This is a genomic window from Vulcaniibacterium gelatinicum, from assembly GCF_008033445.1.
Lineage (GTDB): Bacteria > Pseudomonadota > Gammaproteobacteria > Xanthomonadales > Xanthomonadaceae > Vulcaniibacterium_B > Vulcaniibacterium_B gelatinicum.
Window position 1 is genome coordinate 37,712 of sequence record NZ_VNKO01000002.1, and the last position, 17,862, is coordinate 55,573.

General features: G+C 73.0%; 19 protein-coding genes. 16 read left to right on the forward strand and 3 right to left on the reverse strand.

Annotation, left to right across the window (positions count from 1 at the left end):
• The first annotated feature begins 8 nt into the window (after nt 1-8).
• On the forward strand, nt 9-1,880 hold the full coding sequence (locus FPV26_RS01665) for an ArnT family glycosyltransferase (protein WP_147651843.1): 1,872 nt from the start codon (nt 9-11) through the stop codon (nt 1,878-1,880).
• Here the strand turns inward: FPV26_RS01665 and FPV26_RS01670 are convergent.
• The gene (locus tag FPV26_RS01670; RefSeq protein ID WP_147651845.1) at nt 1,877-2,449 is read right to left on the reverse strand and encodes a Maf family protein; all 573 of its coding nucleotides are present in this window, start codon (nt 2,447-2,449) and stop codon (nt 1,877-1,879) included. The genes FPV26_RS01665 and FPV26_RS01670 overlap by 4 nt on opposite strands.
• Nucleotides 2,446-2,805 carry a hypothetical protein gene (locus tag FPV26_RS01675; protein WP_147651847.1) on the reverse strand — a complete coding sequence of 120 codons (360 nt, stop codon included), beginning with the start codon at nt 2,803-2,805 and terminating at the stop codon, nt 2,446-2,448. The genes FPV26_RS01670 and FPV26_RS01675 overlap by 4 nt, the downstream gene beginning before the upstream one ends.
• A 158-nt stretch (nt 2,806-2,963) precedes the next feature.
• Between FPV26_RS01675 and FPV26_RS01680 the strand changes: the two genes are divergently transcribed.
• The 13 genes from FPV26_RS01680 to FPV26_RS01740 all read left to right on the forward strand — a co-directional run bounded on the left by FPV26_RS01680 (nt 2,964) and on the right by FPV26_RS01740 (nt 14,026).
• A complete protein-coding gene (locus tag FPV26_RS01680) occupies nt 2,964-3,500 on the forward strand; it encodes a YceD family protein (protein ID WP_147651849.1) in 537 nt (178 codons plus the stop codon).
• Between the two features lie 40 nt (nt 3,501-3,540).
• Nucleotides 3,541-3,735, forward strand: a complete 195-nt coding sequence (gene rpmF / locus FPV26_RS01685; protein WP_147651851.1) for a 50S ribosomal protein L32 — start codon at nt 3,541-3,543, stop codon at nt 3,733-3,735.
• A 176-nt stretch (nt 3,736-3,911) separates the two neighbouring features.
• Complete coding sequence (locus FPV26_RS01690) at nt 3,912-4,892, forward strand: beta-ketoacyl-ACP synthase III (RefSeq protein WP_147651853.1); 981 nt, start codon at nt 3,912-3,914, stop codon at nt 4,890-4,892.
• A gap of 76 nt (nt 4,893-4,968) precedes the next feature.
• Nucleotides 4,969-5,919 (forward strand): ACP S-malonyltransferase, encoded by a 951-nt coding sequence (fabD, locus tag FPV26_RS01695; RefSeq protein ID WP_147651855.1) that lies wholly within the window; start codon nt 4,969-4,971, stop codon nt 5,917-5,919.
• A 177-nt stretch (nt 5,920-6,096) separates the two neighbouring features.
• Nucleotides 6,097-6,840 (forward strand): 3-oxoacyl-ACP reductase FabG, encoded by a 744-nt coding sequence (gene fabG / locus FPV26_RS01700; RefSeq protein WP_147651857.1) that lies wholly within the window; start codon nt 6,097-6,099, stop codon nt 6,838-6,840.
• 93 nt (nt 6,841-6,933) lie between these two features.
• Nucleotides 6,934-7,173 carry an acyl carrier protein gene (acpP, locus tag FPV26_RS01705; protein ID WP_137265142.1) on the forward strand — a complete coding sequence of 80 codons (240 nt, stop codon included), beginning with the start codon at nt 6,934-6,936 and terminating at the stop codon, nt 7,171-7,173.
• Nucleotides 7,174-7,350: 177 nt separating this feature from the next.
• Complete coding sequence (gene fabF / locus FPV26_RS01710; RefSeq protein ID WP_147651859.1) at nt 7,351-8,589, forward strand: beta-ketoacyl-ACP synthase II; 1,239 nt, start codon at nt 7,351-7,353, stop codon at nt 8,587-8,589.
• A gap of 70 nt (nt 8,590-8,659) precedes the next feature.
• A complete protein-coding gene (locus FPV26_RS01715; RefSeq protein ID WP_147651861.1) occupies nt 8,660-10,012 on the forward strand; it encodes an aminodeoxychorismate synthase component I in 1,353 nt (450 codons plus the stop codon).
• A 158-nt stretch (nt 10,013-10,170) separates the two neighbouring features.
• The gene (gene pabC, locus FPV26_RS01720; RefSeq protein ID WP_147651863.1) at nt 10,171-10,968 is read left to right on the forward strand and encodes an aminodeoxychorismate lyase; all 798 of its coding nucleotides are present in this window, start codon (nt 10,171-10,173) and stop codon (nt 10,966-10,968) included.
• Complete coding sequence (gene mltG / locus FPV26_RS01725) at nt 10,965-12,062, forward strand: endolytic transglycosylase MltG (RefSeq protein ID WP_246109177.1); 1,098 nt, start codon at nt 10,965-10,967, stop codon at nt 12,060-12,062. Before pabC ends, mltG begins: the two co-directional genes overlap by 4 nt.
• Nucleotides 12,059-12,700 (forward strand): dTMP kinase, encoded by a 642-nt coding sequence (gene tmk, locus FPV26_RS01730; protein ID WP_147651868.1) that lies wholly within the window; start codon nt 12,059-12,061, stop codon nt 12,698-12,700. Before mltG ends, tmk begins: the two co-directional genes overlap by 4 nt.
• Entirely contained in the window at nt 12,697-13,644 is a 948-nt protein-coding gene (locus FPV26_RS01735; RefSeq protein WP_147651870.1) for a DNA polymerase III subunit delta', read from the forward strand. Before tmk ends, FPV26_RS01735 begins: the two co-directional genes overlap by 4 nt.
• Nucleotides 13,645-13,657: 13 nt before the next feature.
• A complete protein-coding gene (locus tag FPV26_RS01740; RefSeq protein WP_147651872.1) occupies nt 13,658-14,026 on the forward strand; it encodes a PilZ domain-containing protein in 369 nt (122 codons plus the stop codon).
• A gap of 40 nt (nt 14,027-14,066) precedes the next feature.
• Here FPV26_RS01740 and FPV26_RS01745 read toward each other — a convergent pair whose 3' ends face one another.
• On the reverse strand, nt 14,067-16,124 hold the full coding sequence (locus FPV26_RS01745) for a 3-hydroxyacyl-CoA dehydrogenase NAD-binding domain-containing protein (RefSeq protein WP_147651874.1): 2,058 nt from the start codon (nt 16,122-16,124) through the stop codon (nt 14,067-14,069).
• 261 nt (nt 16,125-16,385) lie between these two features.
• On the opposite strand from FPV26_RS01745, the gene rpoE reads away from it, so the two are divergent.
• A complete protein-coding gene (rpoE, locus tag FPV26_RS01750) occupies nt 16,386-17,003 on the forward strand; it encodes an RNA polymerase sigma factor RpoE (protein WP_147651876.1) in 618 nt (205 codons plus the stop codon).
• A complete protein-coding gene (locus FPV26_RS01755; RefSeq protein WP_147651878.1) occupies nt 17,000-17,809 on the forward strand; it encodes a sigma-E factor negative regulatory protein in 810 nt (269 codons plus the stop codon). Before rpoE ends, FPV26_RS01755 begins: the two co-directional genes overlap by 4 nt.
• The last annotated feature ends 53 nt before the right edge of the window (nt 17,810-17,862 follow it).

A 17,862-nucleotide genomic window follows, 5' to 3' on the forward strand; every position in this document is an offset into this window, starting at 1 on the left:
GTCCACCGATGCGGTACGAGACCCCGACGGACGACGGCGCGGCGGGTGCCCTGCGGCGGTGGTTCCTCGCCGCGTGGACGCTTCTGACTGCGGTCAAGCTCCTGGTCGCCGCCCGTCTGCCGCTGTTCGTGGACGAGGCGTTCTACTGGCAGGAGGGCCAGCATCCGGCGCTGGCGTATTCGGACCTGCCGGGGCTCACGGCCTGGCTCACCCGGATCGGGGTGGAGTTTGGCGGTCATGCCCCGCTCGCGTTGCGTGCGCCGTTCCTGCTGCTCGGCGCGCTGCTGCCGTGGTGGGTGGTGTGGATTACGCGGCGCGAATTCGGAGTTCGTGCCGGTTGGCAGGCGGGCCTCTTCGCGCTGCTGCTGCCGCTGGCCGGCACGCTCGGCCTGCTGGCCCTGCCCGACGTGCCGATGGCCTTCGCCGCGCTGCTGTGCGTGGACGCGGGCGCGCGCCTGCTGCGCGGGGTCGAATGGCGCGCGGTGGCGCTGCTCGCGGCCGGGCTCGCGCTCGGTGCGCTGAGTCATTACCGCTTCCTGGCCGTGATCGGGGTGGGATTCCTCGCCCTGCTCGCCTTGCCCGAAGGCCGGCGTGCATTGCGCGATCCGCGGGTGTGGGGCGCGATCGCCATCGGCGCCGCGGCCTGGGCGCCGTTGCTCGCCTGGAACCTGGCCAACGCCGACGCCGGCCTGCGCTTCCAGCTGGTGGAACGCCATCCGTGGGCGCTGCATGCGCAGGGTCTGTGGTTCCTGCCGGTGCAGGCGCTGCTGGTCACGCCACCCTTGTTCGCTGCGCTGCTGCTCGCGGCCCGGCACGGATGGCGCAGCGGCGAGGCGTCGCGACGCTGGTTCGCATTGACTGGCGGCGGCCTGGTGCTCGGCTTCTTCGTCCTTGGCTTCTTCGCCGACGTCGAGCGGGTCAGCTTCCACTGGCCGCTGCCCGGCTACCTGGCGTTGCTGCCGTTGCTGCCGGCGCTGCTCGAACGCTGGCCGCGGTGGCTGCGCGCGCTGACCCGGATCGTCGCGCTGGCCGGGCTCGTGCTGGGGATGGGCTACTACGTCCTGGTCTCCGACGCCGGCCTGCGCGCCAGGCTCGCGGCGATGAAGTGGTACCCGGCCAACTTCGCCGGCTGGGACATGGTGGCGGACGCGGTGCGTGATGAGCTGGCGACGATGCCCGCCGGCACGCGCGTGCTGGCCGACAATTTCAAGCTCGGCGCCGAGCTCGGCTTCGCGCTCGGCGATCCCGACCTCCTGGTGCTGCCGCATCCGCTCAACGAACACCACGGCCGCGCGCCGCAACTGCGGTTGTGGGGATTGTTGCGCGAACAGCGCGATGCCTTGCCGCAGGCGCCGCAGCTGCTCGTGGTCGGGGCGAGCGAGCTGCCGTACAAGCATCTGCTCGCGCACTACCACGGCCTGTGCGCGCGCCTGGGCCCGCTGCCGCCGCCGCGGGTGGTGCAGGTGGACCACGGGCGCCAGCGGTTCCTGTTGTTCCGTCTGGGCGCAGGGGTCGGGCAGGACGCCTGCGTCGCGCCGGCGATGGCCTGGGTGGATGCCCCCGTCTCCGGCGCGCAGGTCCGCGCCGGGGAACCGCTCGCCGTGCACGGTTGGGCGTTCAAGGACGGCGTGGGGCTGGCGGCGGTGGAGGTGCTGCTCGACGGCGCCGTGGTCGCGCGCGCGCAGTACGGGCGGGCGGCGCCGCACGTGGCGGCCTTCTGGAAGATCAGCACCGACCCGGCGCATCCGCATGTCGGCTTCGATGCGGTGGTTCCGGCGGAACGGCTCGCGCCGGGCCGGCACTGGCTCGGCCTGCGCCTGCACGGGCACGACGGCAGCGTGGAGGACTGGCCCGAGCAGCCGCTCGAGGTCGTGCGCTAGGGCAGGGCGTAGCCGGCCTGGCGCAGCAGGCGGGCGGTGGCGATCAGCGGCAGGCCGATGAGGGCGGTGGGGTCGCGGGTTTCGATCGCCTCGAACAAGGCGATGCCCAGGCCTTCCGACTTGAAGCTGCCGGCGCAGTCCAGCGGCTGTTCGGCGGCCACGTAGCGTTCGATCTCGTCCGTGGCGAGGGTGCGGAAACGGACCACGGTCTCGTCCATCGCCTCCAGCCGGGTCGCCCCGCGCTGCAGGCACAGCGCGGTGCGGAACGCCACCGCGCGTCCGGACATCGCCCGCAGCTGGGCCACCGCGGCCGCGGCGTGGCCGGGCTTGCCCAGCGGCCGGCCGTCGAGTTCGGCCACCTGGTCCGAGCCGATCACCCACGCCTCCGGCGCGCGCGCGGCGATCGCCCCGGCCTTGGCCTGGGCCAGACGGCGGGCGAGGTCGGCGGGCGCCTCGCCGGGCAGCGGGGTTTCGTCCACCTCCGGCCGGGCCACCGTGAACGGCAGCCGCAGCCGCGCCAGCAGCTCGCGCCGGTAGCGCGAGGTCGAGGCCAGGATCAGCGGGGTCATGCGGAGGACGCGCGGGCCCGTTCGAGCCGGTCGAGCTGCTGGTCGAGGCGGGCGCGGGCGGCGTCGAAGGAGGACCGCACCCGGCGCAGGTCTTCCAGGCTGGCCGAAGCACCGTGCTGCTTCAGCCACAGCCGCTGGCGCAGCATCTCCTGCATCGCCTCCCGCACCGGATCCTCGCCGGGGCCGGCGATGGCCTCGATCTCGCTGCGCGCGGTGCGCAGCCGGGCCTCGAGCGAGTCGGCCGAATCCAGCAGCTCGCGCACCGCGCGCTGGCGCCGGGTCCCCTGCCGGCGCAGCAGGACGGCGGTGAGCGCCGCGCCGAGGGCGACGAACAGCAGGATCACGGTCGCGGTCACGCACAACCCCGGGCGTCAGGTCTGGAGGAAGTCTGCCGCCGCCGGCCACGACCGGCAATCGCCGGCCGTCCGCGATCGGCGGCCAGGCGAGGAATGCTTCCGGATCAAGCAGTTCCGGTTTGACAGGGGGTACCCGGGCGCCTAACATTCCGCAGCTTATGTCCGCCGATTCACCCGCGACCCGGCTGCCCGAGGCGCTCGACGCCTGGCGCATGGTCGCGGCGCGGCGGGGCTTCGAAGGCGTGTTGCCGCTGGCCGCCATGACGCGGTTGCGTGGCAGCCTGGTGGATGCCGAGGGCAGCGTCCGCGTCCGGATCGAGTTCGGCCGCGACGCGCTGCAGGTGGCATACGTCGAGCTGCGGATCGAGGCGGAGCTGCCGCTGGAATGCCAGCGCAGCCTGCAGCGGTTCCTGCACCCGGTGGCCCTGGTGCAGCGGCTGGGCCTGATCCGCGACGAGGCGGAGGAGGCCGCGCTGCCGCCGGGCTACGAGGCCCTGCTGGTGCCCGAGGACGGCATGCTGCAGCCGGCCGAGCTGGTGGAGGACGAGCTGATCCTCGTCGTGCCGGTGGTGCCGGTGGCCCCGGGCACGGAGGCGGTCGAGCGCGACTGGCCGGCCGGCGTGGCCGAGCAGGCCGCCGCGAGCCCCTTCGCCGCGCTGGCTGCGCTGAAGAAGCAGGACAGCACCAACCGCTGACGCGTCACCGCAACCCCGAATTCAAGCTGGAGCGATTCCCATGGCTGTGCAGAAGTCCCGTGTCACCCCGTCCCGCCGCGGCCAGCGCCGTTCGCACGACGCGCTGAGCGCCAAGCAGCTCTCGACCGATCCGACCACCGGCGAGATCCACCTGCGCCACCACGTCACCGCCGACGGCTACTACCGCGGCCGCAAGGTGATCGACACCAAGTCGCGGGTCGTGGACGAGGAGTGAGCCCCGGCGCCTGCGCGGGCCGGCGGCCCGGCCGCCGTCGCGCGGGCATCGGAGCGTGAGGAGGGATGCGGCCCGCGGGCCGCGTCCGTCTTTCGGGCCCCCGCCGCAGACGGCACGGGCCTCCGGCGGCGCACCGTGAACCGGTCCGCCGCGTCCCGACGAGGTGTACGGCAGGCATGACCCAGCAAGTGTTCGCGCGCATCGCCGGTACCGGCAGCTACCTGCCGTCCAAGGTGCTCACCAACGACGACCTGGCCAGGTTCGTCGACACCAGCGACGAGTGGATCTCGGCCCGCACCGGCATCCGCCAGCGCCATGTCGCCGCCGAGGGCGAGACCACCTGCGACCTGGCCTACCATGCCGCCACCCGCGCGATGGAGGCCGCCGGCGTGACCGCCGACGAGCTCGACCTGATCGTGGTCGGCACCACCACGCCGGACCTGATCTTCCCGTCCACCGCCTGCCTGCTGCAGGCGCGCCTGGGCGCCAGCGGCTGCGGCGCGTTCGACGTCAACGCCGCCTGCTCGGGGTTCATCTACGGGCTCACCGTCGCCGACAAGTTCATCCGCGGCGGCAACGCCAGGACCGCGCTCGTGGTCGGCTCGGAGACGCTCACCCGCATGCTCGACTGGAGCGACCGCTCCACCTGCGTGCTGTTCGGCGACGGCGCCGGCGCCGTGGTGCTGAAGGCCGACCACGAGACTGGCATCCTCAGCACCCACCTGCACGCCGATGGCGCCAAGAAGGAGCTGCTGTGGAACCCGGTCGGCGTCTCGGCCGGGTTCAAGCCCGGCGAGCCGAACGCCGGCGTGCGCGTGCTGATGACCGGCAACGAGGTCTTCAAGCACGCGGTGAAGGCGCTCGACTCGGTGGTCGAGGAGACGCTCGAGGCCAACGGGCTGGACCGCCACGACATCGACTGGCTGATCCCGCACCAGGCCAACCTGCGCATCATCGAGGCCACCGCCAAGCGCCTGGACATGCCGATGGACCGCGTGATCGTGACCGTGGACCGGCACGGCAACACTTCCTCCGGCTCGGTGCCGCTGGCGCTCGACGAGGCGATCCGCTCCGGGCGCGTGCAGCGCGGCCAGCTGCTGCTGCTGGAGGCCTTCGGCGGCGGCTTCACCTGGGGCTCGGCGCTGCTGCGCTACTGAGGCTGCATACGCGCCGGTACAGACGAACCGGCGCGGTCGCCCGTATCATGCCGCGTCCTTTCCGCAGGGGGTCGCCGTGACGGAACCTTCCACCCAGCTCGCCTTCGTGTTCCCCGGCCAGGGCTCGCAGTCGGTCGGCATGCTGGCCGAACTCGCGCAGCGCGATCCGCTGGTGCGCGAGACCTTCGCCGAAGCCTCCGAGGGCGCCGAGGCCGATCTCTGGCAGCTCTCGCAACAGGGCCCGGAGGAGCAGCTCAACCGCACCGAGTTCACCCAGCCCGCGCTGCTCGCCGCCGGCGTCGCCGTGTGGCGGTCGTGGCAGCGCGCCGGCGGCCCGTCGCCGGCGCTGCTGGCCGGGCACAGCCTGGGCGAGTACACCGCGCTGGTCGCGGCCGGCGCGCTCTCGCTGCGCGACGGCGCGCGCCTGGTGCGCCTGCGCGGCCGGCTGATGCAGGACGCCGCCCCGGCCGGCACCGGCGCGATGGCCGCGGTGCTCGGCGCCGATGACGCCGTGGTGCAGGAGGTCTGCCAGCAGGCCTCCGGCAGCGAGGTGGTGGTGCCGGCGAACTACAACTCGCCGGGCCAGATCGTGATCGGCGGCCACGCCGCGGCGGTGGAGCGCGCGCTCGCGCTGCTGGCCGAGCGCGGCGTGCGCAAGGCGGTCAGGCTCGCCGTCAGCGTGCCTTCGCACACCCCGCTGATGCGCGAGGCCGCCAACCGCCTGTCCGAGGCGATGGCGGCGATGCAGTGGCAGGCGCCGACGCTGCCGGTGGTGCAGAACGTGGACGCCGAGGTGCACGACGGCGTGCAGGCGATCCGCGACGCGCTGGTGCGCCAGCTCTACCTGCCGGTGCGCTGGACCGAGTGCGTGCAGGCCCTGTCCGCGCGCGGCGCCGTGCGCATCGCCGAATGCGGCCCGGGCAAGGTGCTCGCGGGCCTGGTCAAGCGCATAGACAAGTCGCTCGACGCGCGCGCGCTCGGCACACCCGACGAGTTCGACGCCGCGCTGGCCGACTGGAAGGAATGATTTTTGCCACGGATTGACACGGATGAACACGGACAAGGCAAATGGAAAACGATCGGCCTCAGAATGCGGCATTGCCGCACGATCGCGGTTGATCGGGGTTCCCGGAATCGGCGCCACTTCTGATCCGTGTTCATCCGTGTCCATCCGTGGCAACACCGCTTCTAACGGAGTATCACGATGACTGACGTGCTGAAGGGAGAGGTCGCGCTGGTGACGGGGGCGAGCCGCGGCATCGGCGCGGCGATCGCCGACGAGCTCGCGGCACAGGGCGCGACCGTGATCGGCACCGCGACCAGCGAGGCCGGGGCGCAGGCGATCGGCGAACGCCTGGCGGCGCGGGGCGGCCATGGCCGGGTGCTGAACGTCACCGACGGCGCCGCGATCGAGGCGCTGGTGGAGTCCATCGCCAGGGAATTCGGGCCGGTCTCGATCCTGGTCAACAACGCCGGCATCACCCGAGACAGCCTGCTGATGCGGATGAAGGACGAGGACTGGCAGGCGATCCTCGACACCAACCTCACCAGCGTCTACCGCAGCTGCAAGGCGGTGCTGCGCGGGATGATGAAGGCGCGCAAGGGCCGCATCGTCAACATCGCCTCGGTGATCGGCGTGACCGGCAACGCCGGCCAGGCCAACTACGCCGCGGCCAAGGCCGGGATCATCGCGTTCAGCAAGTCGCTGGCGAAGGAGATCGGCTCGCGCGGCATCACCGTCAACGTGGTCGCGCCGGGGTTCATCGACACCGACATGACCCGTGCGCTGCCCGAGGACGCCCGGAACGCGATGCTCGGCCAGATCGCCCTGGGCCGGTTCGGCGAGCCGGCGGACATCGCCCGTGCGGTGGCGTTCCTGGCCGGCCCGGCCGCCGCCTACATCACCGGCGAGACCCTGCACGTCAACGGCGGCATGTACATGCCCTGATGCCCCCGGCGGGCGTCCGGCCCCCTGCGCCGGCCCCGCGGGATTCCCTTACACTATCCGTCTGAACACCCCTCCCGGGAGGAGCGAGACCCCATGAGCAGCATCGAAGAACGCGTCAAGAAGATCGTGGTCGAACAGCTTGGCGTCAAGGAAGAAGAGGTCACCAACAGCGCTTCGTTCGTCGACGATCTCGGCGCCGATTCGCTCGACACGGTCGAGCTGGTGATGGCGCTCGAGGAAGAGTTCGAGTGCGAGATCCCGGACGAGGAGGCCGAGAAGATCACCTCCGTGCAGCAGGCGATCGACTACATCAAGGCCCACGTGAAGGCTTGATGTTCGTCCCTGAACGAGAGCCCGGCCGTCCATGGCCGGACTTTTCGCGGATCAGCATCACCTCGATGCAATCGTGTTGGGTGGGCTGATTTCGTGAAGCCGGGGCCGCGAACGCGGCCCCGCGCGTTTGTGAGCGAGCATTCGTCGCCGTAGGGCGACACAGCACTGGAGTCCGACATGTCCAAGCGTCGCGTCGTCGTCACCGGAATGGGCGCCGTGTCCCCGCTCGGCAACGACCTGGCCAGCACCTGGGACGGCATCGTCAACGGCCGCTCCGGGATCGGGCCGATCACGCATTTCGACGCCTCCGCCTTCACCACCCGCATCGCCGGCCTGGTCAAGGACTTCGACGTCACCCGCTGGGTGCCGCCGAAGGAGGCGAAGAAGATGGACGAGTTCATCCATTACGGCGTGGCCGCGGCGCTGATGGCGCTGGAGGACGCGGGGCTGACCGTGGACGAGTCCAACGCCGAGCGTGTCGGCGCCCTGATCGGTTCGGGCATCGGCGGCCTGCTCGGGATCGAGGAGCAGACCATCCGCTACCACGAGGGCGGCCCGCGCAAGATCTCGCCGTTCTACGTGCCGAGCACGATCATCAACATGCTGCCGGGGCAGGTGTCGCTGATCACCGGCGCCAAGGGCCCGAACTTCTCCGCGGTCTCCGCCTGCGCCACCTCGAACCACTCGATCGGCATGGCGATGCGGATGATCCAGTACGGCGACGCCGACGTGATGATCGCCGGCGGCGCCGAGCGCGGCTCCTCGCCGACCTCGGTCGGCGGCTTCTGCTCGATGAAGGCGATGTCCACCCGCAACGACGAGCCGACCCGGGCCTCGCGCCCGTGGGACAAGGACCGCGACGGCTTCGTGCTCGGCGACGGCGCCGGCATCCTGATCCTGGAGGAGTACGAGTACGCGAAGAAGCGCGGGGCGCGCATCTACTGCGAGCTGGCCGGCTTCGGCGCTTCCTCCGATGCGTTCCACATGACCGCGCCGAGCGAGAACGGCGAGGGCCCGGCGCGCTGCATGGTCGCGGCCTTCCGCGACGCCGGGGTGAACCCCGAGGACGTGGGCTACATCAACGCCCACGGCACCTCCACCCCGCTCGGCGACGTGGCCGAGACGCTCTCGATCAAGCGCGCGCTCGGCGAGCACGCCTACCGGACCATGGTGTCCTCGACCAAGTCCATGACCGGGCACCTGCTCGGCGCGGCCGGCGGCGTCGAGGCGATCTTCACCGTGATGGCGCTGCACGCCGGCATCATCCCGCCGACCATCAACCTGGACGAACCGGGCGAGGGCTGCGACCTCGACTACGTGCCGAACGTGGCGCGCGAGAAGCGCGTGGACGTGGCGGTGTCCAACGGCTTCGGCTTCGGCGGCACCAACGGCACGCTGGTGTTCCGGCGGATCTGAGGCCAGGAGCGGTCTCCGGCCGCGGAGGCGGCGCCGCTCCGGGTGAGCCCGCGGCCGGACCGCAGTCTGCATGATCGTCACCCGCGCGCTGCCGCCGGACACCGACCTGCTGGCCCTGCACCGGCTGGTGCCGACGCGCTATCCGGTGCTGTTCGAATCCAGCGCGCACGGCACCGCGCAGGGGCGCTGGGACCTGCTGCTGGCCGGCGACGGCGAGTCGCTGCGGCTCGGGACCGACGGCCGCACCCGCGACACCCGCGGCGCGGTGCAGCCGGGCGGGTTCCTCGATGCGCTCGATGCCTGCTGGGCCGCGCTGCGGCTGCCGCGCGAGGAGCCGCGTTGGCCGTTCCGCGGCGGCTGGGCGCTGCTGCTCGGCTACGAGCTGGCGGCGCAGGTCGAGCCGGTGCTGCGCCTGCCGCCCGCGCCGGGCGCGCTGCCGGTCGCGGTCGCGCTGCGCTGCCCGGCGGCACTGCTCCGCGACCACGCCACCGGCGAGTGCGTGGCATTGGCGGAAGCGGGGGAAGCGTCGTGGCTGGAGCGCATCGCCGCCGACCTGGCCGCGGCGGCGCGGCTGCCCGCGCTGCCGCCGTGGCAGGGGCCGTCGCGGCTCGAGGAGGACGACCCGGCGCGGTTCACCGACGGGGTGGCGCGGATCCTCGATTACCTCGCTGCGGGCGACGTGTTCCAGGTGAATCTCTCGCGCGGCTGGCGCGCGCGTTTCGACGCGCCGCTCGACCCGGCCGCGCTGCACGCGCGCCTGCGTGGCGCCAATCCGGCGCCGTTCGCCGGCCTGTTCGCGGGCGAGGGCTGGGCGGTGGTGAGCGCCTCGCCGGAGCGGCTGGTGTCGGTGCGCGGCGAACTGGTCGAGACCCGCCCGATCGCCGGCACCCGCCCGCGGTTCCCCGGCGACGACGACCAGGCGCGGATCCGCGAGCTGGTGGGTCATCCCAAGGAGCGCGCCGAGCACGTGATGCTGATCGACCTCGAGCGCAACGACCTGGGCCGCGTGTGCGCGCCTGGCAGCGTCGAGGTGGACGAGCTGATGACGGTGGAGAGCTACGCCCACGTGCACCACATCGTCAGCAACGTGCGTGGCCGCCTGCGCGCCGGGGTCACGCCCGGGGCGGTGATCCGCGCGGTGTTCCCGGGCGGCACCATCACCGGCTGCCCGAAGGTGCGCTGCATGCAGATCATCGCGGAACTCGAAGGTGTCGGCCGCGGCGCCTATACCGGCGCGATGGGCTGGCTCAACCGCGACGGCGACCTCGACCTCAACATCCTGATCCGCAGCGCCGAGGCCGAAGGCGACACGCTGCGTTTCCGCACCGGCGCCGGCATCGTCGCCGACTCCGACCCGCCGCGCGAGCTGGACGAAACCCGCGCCAAGGCGCGCGGCATGCTGCGCGCGCTGGGGGGCGAGTGAGATGTTTGGCCACGAATTGACACGGATGGGCACGGATAGGGCAATCGGAAGAAAGACCGTGGCGGTTGGTGCGTTGGCCACTTTCTCACCGCTGTATCCGCGTGCATCCGTGTCAATCCGTGGCTGAAGTGCCTTCTCCCGTCCCGACCGTCGTCTTCATGGGCGATCGCCAGGTCGCGGCGGTGGCCGCGGACGACCGCGGGTTGGCGTATGGCGACGGATTGTTCGAGACCATGCGCGTGCATCGCGGGCAGGTGCCGTGGTGGGCCGCGCACTGGGCGCGGCTGCGCCACGGCGCCGGGCGCCTGTACCTGCCGCTGCCGGACGAAGGGCGCGTGCGCGAGGCGGCCGCACGGCTGCTCGACGACGCCGATGCGGTGCTCAAGCTGATCGTGACCCGCGGCGCGGGCGCGCGCGGCTATGCGCCGCCGGACGCGGCGGTGCCGACCTGGATCCTCGCCCGCCATCCGCTGCCGCCGCCGGCACCCGGCGCAGGATTGACGCTGCACTGGTGCGAGACCCGGCTCGCGCTGCAGCCGGCGCTGGCCGGGCTCAAGCACTGCAACCGCCTGGAGCAGGTGCTGGCGCGGGCCGAGGCGGGCATGGCCGCGGCCGACGAGGGCCTGATGCGCAGCACCGCGGGCGATGTGGTCTGCGCCACCGCCGCCAACCTGTTCGTGCTGCGCGAGGGGCGCTGGCGCACGCCGCCGGTGGACCACTGCGGCGTGGCCGGCGTGTGCCGCGCCTGGCTGTTGCAGGAGACGGATGCGGAACAGGCCCGGCTCGCGCCGGAGGAGGTCGAAGCCGCGGACGCCGTGATCCTGTGCAACGCGGTGCGCGGTATCCTCCCGGTGGCACGGCTCGGCGCGCGCGCATGGGCCCCGCATCCGGCGGTGCACGCATTGCGCCGGCGCCTGGCGGCCGTGCATCCCGCCTTCGCCGAGGAGTCCGCGTGAGCCGACGTCGCCGCCAGTCCGGCGCCCTGTCCAAACTGGTGTTCGTGCTGCTGCTGGGGGCGCTCGCGCTCGGCGCGGCCTGGCTGTGGCAGCGCCACGCCGGTTTCGCCGATCGTCCGCTGACCGGGATCGAGCCGGGCGAGACGCTGCTGGTCGAGCGCGGTGATTCGCTGCCGGCGGTGCTGGCCAAGCTGCGCGCGCTCGGCGTGCACGAGGGCGAACGGATCGAATGGCAACTGCTGGCGCGCCGGCTCGGCGCCGCCGGCCGGCTGCAGGTGGGCGAATACGCGCTCGAGCCCGGCCTCACCCCGCGCGAGCTGCTCGTGCGCATGCGCGACGGCAGGGTGATCCGGCACGCCTTCACCATCGTCGAGGGCTGGAACTTCCGCACCCTGCGCGCGGCGCTGGCCAGGGCCGAACCGCTCAAGCACGCAACCGCCGGCATGAGCGACGCCGAGGTGATGGCCGCGCTCGGCCATCCGGGACAGCATCCGGAAGGACGCTTCCTGCCCGAGACCTACCACTACACCCGCGGCGACAGCGACCTCGACCTGCTGCGCCGCGCGCACCAGGCGATGCAACGGGCGCTGGCGCAGGCCTGGGAGAAGCGCAGCCCGGACACGGTGCTGCGTTCGCCGGAGGAGCTGCTGACCCTGGCCTCGATCGTGGAGAAGGAGACCGGCGTGGCCGACGAGCGTCCGCAGATCGCCGGCGTGTTCGCGCGACGGCTCAAGCTCGGCATGCGCCTGGAAACCGACCCGACCGTGATCTACGGCCTGGGCGAGGCCTACGACGGCAACATCCGCAAGCGCGACCTGACCACCGACACGCCGTACAACACCTACACCCGCGCCGGCCTGCCGCCGACGCCGATCGCGATGCCCGGGCGCGCCGCGCTCGAGGCCGCGGCCAACCCCGCGCCGGGCGAGGCGCTGTTCTTCGTGGCGGTGGGCGACGGCAGCGGGCGCCATCTGTTCGCGCGCACCTACGCCGAACACCAGGCGAACATCCGCACCTATCACCGCAACTACCGCCAGGCGCTGCAGGCCGCACGCGAAGCGACGCCGGCGGACGGGGAGGCCGCGCGCCGATGAGCCTGCGCCGTTGCGAGCGGCTGATCACCATCGAGGGCGGCGAGGGCGCGGGCAAGACCACCGTGCTCGGCGCGCTGCGCGACGCGTTGCGCGCCGCGGGCGAGGAGGTGGTGTGCACGCGCGAACCCGGCGGCACGCCGCTGGCCGAGCAGATCCGCGGCCTGCTGCTGGCCGGCGACCACGAACCGCCCGCACCCGAGGCCGAACTGCTGCTGATGTTCGCCGCCCGCGCCCAGCACGTGCGCGAGACGATCCTGCCGGCGCTGGCGCGCGGCGCCTGGGTGCTCAGCGACCGCTTCACCGATTCCAGCTACGCCTACCAGGGCGGTGGCCGCGGCCTGGACCCAGGCTTCATCGCCGAACTGGAGCGGCGCGTGGTCGGCATCGAGCCCGGCCTGACCCTGCTGCTCGACATCGGCGTGGCCCACGGCCGCGAGCGCACGCGTGGCCGCGACCTGTACCCGGACCGGATCGAACGCGAGCAGGATACGTTCTTCGAGCGCGTGCGCGCGGCCTTCCACGCCCGTGCCGCGGCCGCGCCGGACCGCATCCGCGTGCTCGACGCCGGCCAGCCCGCGGCGCAGGTCGCCACCGCTGCGCTGGCCGCCCTGCAGGCCTACCGGGAGGCGATGCGGTGAGCGCGCTCGCGCCCTGGCAGCAGCGGGTGTACGAGCAGGCCGCGGCCGCGTTCGACGCCGGCCGCCTCGGGCATGCGCAGTTGTTCTGCGGCCCGGCCGGGATCGGCAAGCGGGCGGTGGCCGAGCGCCTGGCGCGGCGCCTGCTGTGCCGGCAGCCGGGCGCCGGCGGTGAGCCCTGCGGGGCCTGCCGTGGCTGCCAGTTGATGGATGCGGGCACGCATCCGGATTTCCATGCGGTGGGACTGGAGCCGAACCGCGAAGGCAAGCTGCGCACCGAGATCGTGATCGAACAGATCCGTGCGCTCTCCGAACGGCTGGTGTTGATGCCGCAATACGGCACGATCCAGGTGGCGGTGGTGGACCCCGCCGACGCCATCAACCACGCCGCCAGCAACGCGCTGCTGAAGACGCTGGAGGAACCGGTGCCCGGCCGCTACCTGTGGCTGGTCAGCGCCGAACCGGCGCGGCTCTCGGCGACCATCCGCAGCCGCTGCCAGCGGCTCGAATTCCGTCTGCCGCCGCGCGCCGAGGCGCTGGCCTGGCTGCAGGCGCAGGGGCATGCGCCGGCCGCGGCGGAGGAGGCGCTGGAGGCCGCGCGCGGCCATCCGGGCCTGGCCGATGACTGGCTGCGCGGCGAGGGCATGGCCCTGCGTCGCCAGGTGGCGGCCGACCTGGAGCGGATCGAACGCGGCACCGCTGACGTGGTCGGGACCGCGCAGGCGTGGGTGGCCGACGAGCACGCCGGGCTGCGTCTGCGTCATGCGGCGGACATCGTCGCCGCGCGGGCGGCACGCGACTTGACCGCGCGCGGGCGAACCCGCAGGCTGGCCACATGGTTCGACGCGGCCAACCAGGCCCGCGAGCTGCTGCGCACCACGGTGCGCGCCGACCTCGTGGTGGTGGAGCTGCTGCTCGCATGGCGCCAGGGCGCGCGCGGGCCGTGAGGAGGTGGAGAGAATGACCACGGGAATCCCGGGAGCGGGCGGTGCACGACAGGGCATCCTGTCGCTCAACATCAAGGACAAGGCCCAGCTGTACAGCGCCTACATGCCCTACCTGCGCAACGGCGGCATCTTCGTGCCCACGCCCAAGCGCTACTTCATCGGCGACGAGGTCTTCCTGCTGCTGACCCTGCCCGAGTCGAACGAACGCCTGCCGGTGGCCGGCAAGGTGGTGTGGGTCACGCCGCCGGGCGCGCAGGGCGCGCGCGTGGCCGGGATCGGCGTGCAGTTCAGCGACAGCGCCGAGGGCGAGGCGATCAAGGGCAAGATCGAGACCATCCTCGCCGGCACGCTCAACGCCGACAAGCCGACGCAGACGATGTGACCGCGCCGCCGCGCCGGGCGCTGCGGCGCCCGCCGCGGCCTCAGGCGCCGCGCAGCAGCGGCGAATCCCAGCCCGGGCGCGGCGCGAAGCGCGCGCCGTACTTCGCCTGCAGGCGTCGCAGCCGTTCCAGCAGCACATCCGCGCCGACCGCGCGGATGTGCGCGATCGGGCCGCCGCGGAACGGGGCGAAGCCGGTGCCGAAGATCACGCCGGCATCGAGCAGGTCGGCGTCGGCGACCACGCCCTCGTGCAGGCAGGCCACCGCCTCGTTGAGCAGCGGCAGGATCAGGCGGTCCTCGAGGTCGTCGGGCGCCTTGTAGTCCTTCGGCAGCGGCGGCTTGACCGCCTTGCCGTGCTCCCACTTGTAGAAGCCCTGGCCGTCCTTGCGTCCGCGCTTGCCGGCCTGCGGCGGCGCCGACAGCGCGGCCGGGATCGGCAGGCCGAGGAATGGCGCCAGTTCCGCGCCCACGCCCGCAGCCACGTCCAGGCCCACCGTGTCGAGCAGTTCGATCGGCCCCATCGGCATGCCGAACTTCACCGCGGCGCGGTCGATCGCCGGGCCGGGGATGCCTTCGGCATAGGCCGTGGCGGCCTCGAGCATGTACGGGAACAGCACCCGGTTGACCAGGAAGCCCGGCGTGCCCGCCACCGGCACCGGCAGCTTCTCGATCGCCTTGCAGAACGCGGCCAGGCGGCGCTCGGTCTCCGGCGCCATCGCGTCGTGCCGCACGATCTCCACCAGCGGCATCATCGCCACCGGATTGAAGTAGTGCAGGCCAGCGAACTGCGCCGGCCGCGCCAGCCCCGCGCGCAGTTCGGTGAGCGGGATCGAGGAGGTGTTGCTGGTCAGCAGCGCGTCGGGCTTCATCCGCGGCTCGAGCTGCGCGTACAGCGCGCGCTTGGCCTCGGCGTTCTCGACGATCGCCTCGATCACCAGGTCGGCCTCGGCGGCACCGTCGCCGACCAGGTCGCCGCGCAGGCGGGCGGCGACCTCGGGGCGCCTGGCCTCGTCCTTCACCCGCTTGGCGAACAGCTCGCCGGCGCGCGCGAGCGCGGCGTCGATGAAACGCTGCTCGCGGTCGTTGAGCGTGACCGTGAAGCCCTTGTAGGCCGCCCACGCGGCGATGTCGCCGCCCATCACTCCGGCGCCGACCACGTGCACGCGGGCGATGCCGTGCTCCCTGCCGCCCAGGTTCTTCAGCCGCTCCATCAGGAAGAACACACGGGTCAGGTTGCGCGCGGCGGAGGTGGCGGCGAGTTTCGCCACCGCGCGGCGCTCGGCTTCGAGCAGGGCAAGGACCGGGCCGCTGCTGCGGCGCCAGGTCTCGATCAGCGCATACGGCGCGGGATAGTGCTCGCGCCGCGCCTTGCGTCCGACCTGCTTGACCAGCATCGGCGCCAGCACCTGCCGCGCCGGCCAGGTGTTGGTGAGCCAGGCCAGGAAGCGTTGCTTGAACGGGCGCTGCGCGCCGCGCCTGGCCAGTTCGACCGCGGCGTCCACCAGCACCGCTGCTTCGGCCACCTTGTCCACCAGGCCGATCGCGTGCGCGGCCTGGGCCGAGAGCGTGCGGCCGGTCAGCATCAGGTCCATCGCCGCGGGCGCGCCCACCAGGCGCGGCAGACGCACGCTGCCGCCCCAGCCGGGATAGATGCCGAGCTTGATCTCGGGCAGGCCGATGCGCGTGGAGGCGTCGCGCGAGGCCACGCGGTAGCGGCAGGCCAGCGCCAGCTCGGTGCCGCCGCCCATGCAGAAGCCGTGGATCGCCGCGACCGTGGGGCAGGGCAGCTCGGCCAGGCGCTGGAACACCAGCTGCCCGCGCCGCAGCGCGTCGTTCACCGTGCCCTTGGCGTCGAACTCCTGGAACTCGCGGATGTCGGCGCCGGCGATGAACCCGGTGGGCTTGGCGGAACGGATCACCAGCCCCTTGGGCGGGTCCAGCGCCAGCCGCTCCAGCAGCGCGTCGAGTTCGAGCAGGACTTCCTGCGCCAGGGTGTTGACCGATTCGCCCTCGCGGTCGAAGGCGAGCACGACGATGCCGTCGTCGCGCAGTTCGGCCTGCCAGTGGCGGAAGCGCAGTCCGTCGAGGCCGGCGATCATGCGTCACCATCCGTTGCCGTACGGGAAGGCGGCTATGATCCCGGCGCGGTTCCCGCGGCGTCAATGCCGCATCGCCGCGGCGCGAGGGCGCCCGGCCGCTGCCTGTAAGCTGTGCACGCACGCCGCGGCACCCGCTGGCGCATGCCCCGGCGGGGCCGGGGCGCGGGCCCGGCCCGCCCATCCGCGGTGAACTTTTCCGCCGCGCCGTTGTCCCATTGCCCGGCCTTGGCCGAGCTGACATCCGAGGAGAGCCGGCCCGGCATGGCCGAGGAACATGCGTTCAAGGACGCGGACCAGGCCCTGGTCGCGCGGGTGCAACGCGGCGACAGCGCCGCCTTCGACCTGCTGGTACGCAAGTACCAGCACCGGACGGCGGCGCTGGTCGGGCGCTACATCCACGACTGGGGCGAGGTCCAGGACGTCGTCCAGGAAACCTTCCTGCGCGCCTGGCGCGCGATCGGGAGCTTCCGCGGCGACGCCCAGTTCTCCACCTGGCTGCACCGGATCGCCGTGAACACAGCGAAGAACCACCTGGTCGCGCACAACCGCCGCCCGCCCACCGAGGACGTGGAAGCGGGCGAAGCCGAGCTGTTCGACGCCGGCGCGCGCCTGCGCGACACCGACACGCCCGAGCGCGAGCTGATGCGGCAGGAGATCGAGCGCACGGTGATGCGCGCGGTCGAGCGCCTGCCGCAGGAACTGCGCGAGGCGATCACCCTGCGCGAGGTGGAGGGCCTGAGCTACGAGGAGATCGCCGCGCGCATGGGCTGCCCGATCGGCACGGTGCGCTCGCGCATCTTCCGTGCGCGCGAGGCGATCGACGCCGAATTGCGGCCGGTGCTCGAAGCCGGCCCGGTACGTGAGCGGGTGACGCGATGAGCGACCGGATCCTGGACCACCATCTGCAGCAGCTGTCGGCGCTGATGGACGGCGCGCTGGCGCCGGACCAGGCGCGGTTCCTGCTGCGCCGGCTGCGCCACGACCGCGAACTGGCGGAGACCTGGGAGCGCTGGCAGATCGCCGGGCAGACCCTGCGCGGCAGCCAGGAGCGGCTGCTGCCGCCGGATTTCGCCGCGCGCGTGCAGGCGCGGATCGCCGCGGAACCGCCCGTCGCGGCCGCGTCCGGGCACGGCCGCCGTTGGCGCGCGGTGGCCGGCTTCGCCGCGGCCGCCTCGCTGGCCGCGGTGGCGTTGTGGCTGGTGCGGCCGGCCGGCGGGTCCGGCGGCGATGACGCGACGCCGGCGGTGGCGGTGCAGGCACCGTCGGCCGCAGCCCCCGCATCCGCATCGTCCCCGGCAGCACCCGCGCCGGCCAGGCCTGCCCCGGCCGAGGCGCGCCGTACCGAGGCCGTGGCCGCGCTCGCGCCGGCGAGGGAGCCTGCCCGTCGGCCGCACACCGCACGCGCGCCGCGCACCGAGGCCGCCCCGGCGGCCGTGGCCGCCTTGCAGACGCCGTCGCTTCCCGAGGCGCCGATCGCGCCACAGCCCCACGACCCGTTCGCGCTCGGCGCGCAGCCGATCACGCCGCGGCCGTGGCCGCGCGCCACGCTGCCGCAGTACGGCAATGGCAATGGCGCTTATGCCGCCGGCTTCGGTGCCCAGGATGCGCCGCGGTTCGACCCGTTCGCACCGCGGCTTCCGGCACGGCCGGCCGAGGACGACGTGGACTCCGGCACGCCGCGCTGAAGGTTTCTGCCAGTTCTTCCCCAATTCCATCCAGATCGAGAGGATCCATCGCC

Excerpts from the sequence above, each read along its gene's own strand:
- FPV26_RS01665 (WP_147651843.1), top strand. The coding sequence starts at position 9 with ATGCGGTACGAGACCCCGACGGACGACGGCGCGGCGGGTGCCCTGCGG.
- FPV26_RS01670 (WP_147651845.1), bottom strand. The coding sequence starts at position 2,449 with ATGACCCCGCTGATCCTGGCCTCGACCTCGCGCTACCGGCGCGAGCTG.
- FPV26_RS01680 (WP_147651849.1), top strand. The coding sequence starts at position 2,964 with ATGTCCGCCGATTCACCCGCGACCCGGCTGCCCGAGGCGCTCGACGCC.
- rpmF (WP_147651851.1), top strand. The coding sequence starts at position 3,541 with ATGGCTGTGCAGAAGTCCCGTGTCACCCCGTCCCGCCGCGGCCAGCGC.
- FPV26_RS01690 (WP_147651853.1), top strand. The coding sequence starts at position 3,912 with ATGACCCAGCAAGTGTTCGCGCGCATCGCCGGTACCGGCAGCTACCTG.
- fabG (WP_147651857.1), top strand. The coding sequence starts at position 6,097 with ATGACTGACGTGCTGAAGGGAGAGGTCGCGCTGGTGACGGGGGCGAGC.
- acpP (WP_137265142.1), top strand. The coding sequence starts at position 6,934 with ATGAGCAGCATCGAAGAACGCGTCAAGAAGATCGTGGTCGAACAGCTT.
- fabF (WP_147651859.1), top strand. The coding sequence starts at position 7,351 with ATGTCCAAGCGTCGCGTCGTCGTCACCGGAATGGGCGCCGTGTCCCCG.
- FPV26_RS01715 (WP_147651861.1), top strand. The coding sequence starts at position 8,660 with ATGATCGTCACCCGCGCGCTGCCGCCGGACACCGACCTGCTGGCCCTG.
- pabC (WP_147651863.1), top strand. The coding sequence starts at position 10,171 with ATGGGCGATCGCCAGGTCGCGGCGGTGGCCGCGGACGACCGCGGGTTG.
- tmk (WP_147651868.1), top strand. The coding sequence starts at position 12,059 with ATGAGCCTGCGCCGTTGCGAGCGGCTGATCACCATCGAGGGCGGCGAG.
- FPV26_RS01740 (WP_147651872.1), top strand. The coding sequence starts at position 13,658 with ATGACCACGGGAATCCCGGGAGCGGGCGGTGCACGACAGGGCATCCTG.
- FPV26_RS01745 (WP_147651874.1), bottom strand. The coding sequence starts at position 16,124 with ATGATCGCCGGCCTCGACGGACTGCGCTTCCGCCACTGGCAGGCCGAA.
- rpoE (WP_147651876.1), top strand. The coding sequence starts at position 16,386 with ATGGCCGAGGAACATGCGTTCAAGGACGCGGACCAGGCCCTGGTCGCG.
- FPV26_RS01755 (WP_147651878.1), top strand. The coding sequence starts at position 17,000 with ATGAGCGACCGGATCCTGGACCACCATCTGCAGCAGCTGTCGGCGCTG.